General features: G+C 73.2%; 3 protein-coding genes. 2 read left to right on the top strand and 1 reads right to left on the bottom strand.

The annotated features are described in order from the left end of the window. Window positions 1–1,162: pyridoxal-dependent decarboxylase (locus tag IQ216_RS13375; protein ID WP_193815863.1), on the top strand; the 1,162-nt coding region annotated here is incomplete at its 5' end. Beyond that, the gene (locus IQ216_RS13370; RefSeq protein WP_193815862.1) at window positions 1,159–1,407 is read left to right on the top strand and encodes a hypothetical protein; all 249 of its coding nucleotides are present in this window, start codon (window positions 1,159–1,161) and stop codon (window positions 1,405–1,407) included. The genes IQ216_RS13375 and IQ216_RS13370, both read left to right, overlap by 4 nt. Here IQ216_RS13370 and IQ216_RS13365 read toward each other — a convergent pair. Then, on the bottom strand, window positions 1,343–2,405 hold a 1,063-nt coding region (locus IQ216_RS13365), incomplete at its 5' end, for a DUF697 domain-containing protein (protein WP_193815861.1). The genes IQ216_RS13370 and IQ216_RS13365 overlap by 65 nt on opposite strands.

Below are 2,405 nucleotides of genomic sequence, written 5' to 3'. Positions count from 1 at the left end.
CCTCGATCCGCCGCCCCTGCCCGCCTCGATCGCGGCCGACCTGATCTGCGCCGGCCTCAACAACAACCTGCTGGCCGAGGAGCTCTCCCCCAGCCTGTCTCGCCTGGAGCGCCACCTGGCCTCCTGGCTCGCCGAGCAGCTGGGCCTTGGCCCCGGCAGTGGTGGCGTGGCGGCCAGCGGCGGCACCCTGGCCAACCTGATGGCCCTGGTCACCGCGCGCCAGCAGGCTGGCCTCGGCTGCCGCGCTGATGCTGTGGTGGTGGCCAGTGCCGATGGCCATGTGTCCCTCAACAAGGCGCTCACCGTGATGGGCCTGCCGGCGGCGTCCCTGTGGGCCGTGCCCACGGCCGCCGACGGCGGCATGGACCCCGCCGCCCTCGATCACACCCTGCAGCACCTGGCGGCCCAGGGGATCCCGGTGATCGCCGTGGTGGCCACCGCCGGCACCACCGTGCGCGGCAGCGTCGATCCCCTGGCCCGCAGTGCGGCGCTCTGCCGCCGCCACGGCCACTGGCTGCACGTGGATGGGGCGATCGGAGCCGTGTTCGGCCTCAGCCCCCGCCATCGGCACCGGGTGGAGGGGCTGGCGCTGGCGGATTCCGTCACGATCAACCCCCAGAAGCTGCTCGGCATCACCAAGACCTCCTCCCTATTGCTGCTGCGCCGGCCCGAGGCCCTCGAGCAGGCCTTCGGCACCGGCCTGCCCTACATGGAGCCGAGCTGGGGCGGCGGCCACGGCGGCGAGTGCGGCCTGCAGGGCACCCGCCCCGCCGACGTGCTCAAGCTCTGGCTGGGCCTGCGGCAACTGGGCCTCGACGGCATCGAGGCGGTTCTGGACGGCGCGATCCAGCGCCGCCGGCAGCTGGTGGAACTGCTGGGCAGCCTTCCCGCCCTGGAGCTGCTGCAGGGGAGGTTTCACCTGCTGGCCTTCACGCTGCGCGGCGCTGAGGCCAGCGCGGCCGAGACCTGGAGCCTCACCACGCGGCACCGGCTGCTGGAGCAGCAGCTGATGCTGTCGCGGCCCCTGCACGGCGGTCGCCATCACCTCAAGGCCGTGCTGGGCAACCCCCACACCACTGGGGCTGAGCTGCAGCGGCTCAGGGCCGTGGTGGCCGCCTCCCTGCCGGCCCGTTCGGGCCACCTGTCGCGGACCAGCCGATGACCCCTGACCCCAGTCCACGCTCCAAGTGGGTGGCGATCATCACCGGGGCGATCTCGATCCTGGTGGCCGTGCTCTATCTGGGCCTGATCCTGGTGCTCGACAGCCGGGGCCCCTTGCAGCCGCCCCCGCCGGAGGCCCTGGGCTTCGGCAGCGTCGGCGCTTCGAGGCCGGCCGCCAGCCTCACGCCCCGGGTCTGGGCGGCAACTGCCGCTCCTGCTGCCGCAGGGGTTCCACCACACGCCTGAAGGCCTCGGCCAGGAAGCGGCGCAGGTCGCCGTCGCGACGGCCCAGGTCGTAGTGGCGCTGCACCACCTCCTGCATGCCGCCGTCGCCCCAGTCCTGGTCCCGCTCGAAGTAGGTGATGAAACTCTGGCCGGCCACCCGCGTCAGCCAGGCCGCACTCACCGCCTGGATCGCCCGGCTCACCACCAGGGCCGGCAGCGACAGGCTCAGGGCCGCACTCACCAGGCTCACGCCCCCCTTCACCAGTCCCAGGCCCGCCAGGGTGCGGCCCACCGACAGGGCCAGCTCCTGGGCGTTCTGGCGGCTGAGGTTCACCCCGTAGACCTTGGCGATCTCCACCACCATCTGGGCATTCACGGCCGCCGCGCCGAGCAGATCGACTCCCGGCAGGGGCGTCACCGCCAGCACCGCGGCACCGATCCAGCTGTAACGCTCCACCACGGCGTCGGCATCAGCCCGCCGCTGTTCTGCCAGCAGCTGGCGACTGGCCTCGCCCAGCTGCCGGCACTGCAGCAGCAGGTTGTCGGCAATCAGCTCCTCCCCCTCGGCGTGGAGCACGGCGGCGAGCCGCCGCAACAGGGCCGCCACCTCCGGGGCGGGCTGCAGCGGCCGTCCCCCTGGCATCGGCACGCTCTGGGGAGCAGCGCTGGCCGGCAGCACATCCTCTGGCGCGAGCAGGGCGCTGCAGCGGCGGCGCAGCAGGGCCAGCAGGCGCTGCTCCTCCTGCTCGCCGCGCAAATCGCACTTGTTRAGCACCAGCAACAGGCGCTTGCCCAGGCCGGCCAGGGTTTCCAGCACCTGGAACTCCGTGGCCCGCAGGTCGCCATCCACCAGCAGCAGCAGCAGATCGGCGCGGCTGGCCTGGGTCCGGGCCAGCCGCTCGCGTTGCTGGCCGGCATCCCCCGCTTCCAGGATCCCGGGGGTGTCCACGAGCCACACGGCCCGCCGCAGGCCCTGCAGGCGCAGCCGGTAACGGCTGCTGCGCTCGGTGACCCCCATC

This window comes from Cyanobium sp. LEGE 06143, assembly GCF_015207535.1.
In the GTDB taxonomy this organism is placed as follows: Bacteria; Cyanobacteriota; Cyanobacteriia; order PCC-6307; family Cyanobiaceae; genus NIES-981.
Note: the sequence above shows the minus strand (reverse complement) of the source record. Positions and strands in the feature narration are given on the sequence as shown.

What these genes read in the sequence shown, in the direction of transcription:
- IQ216_RS13370 (WP_193815862.1), top strand. Translation starts at nt 1,159, where the DNA reads ATGACCCCTGACCCCAGTCCACGCTCCAAGTGGGTGGCGATCATCACC.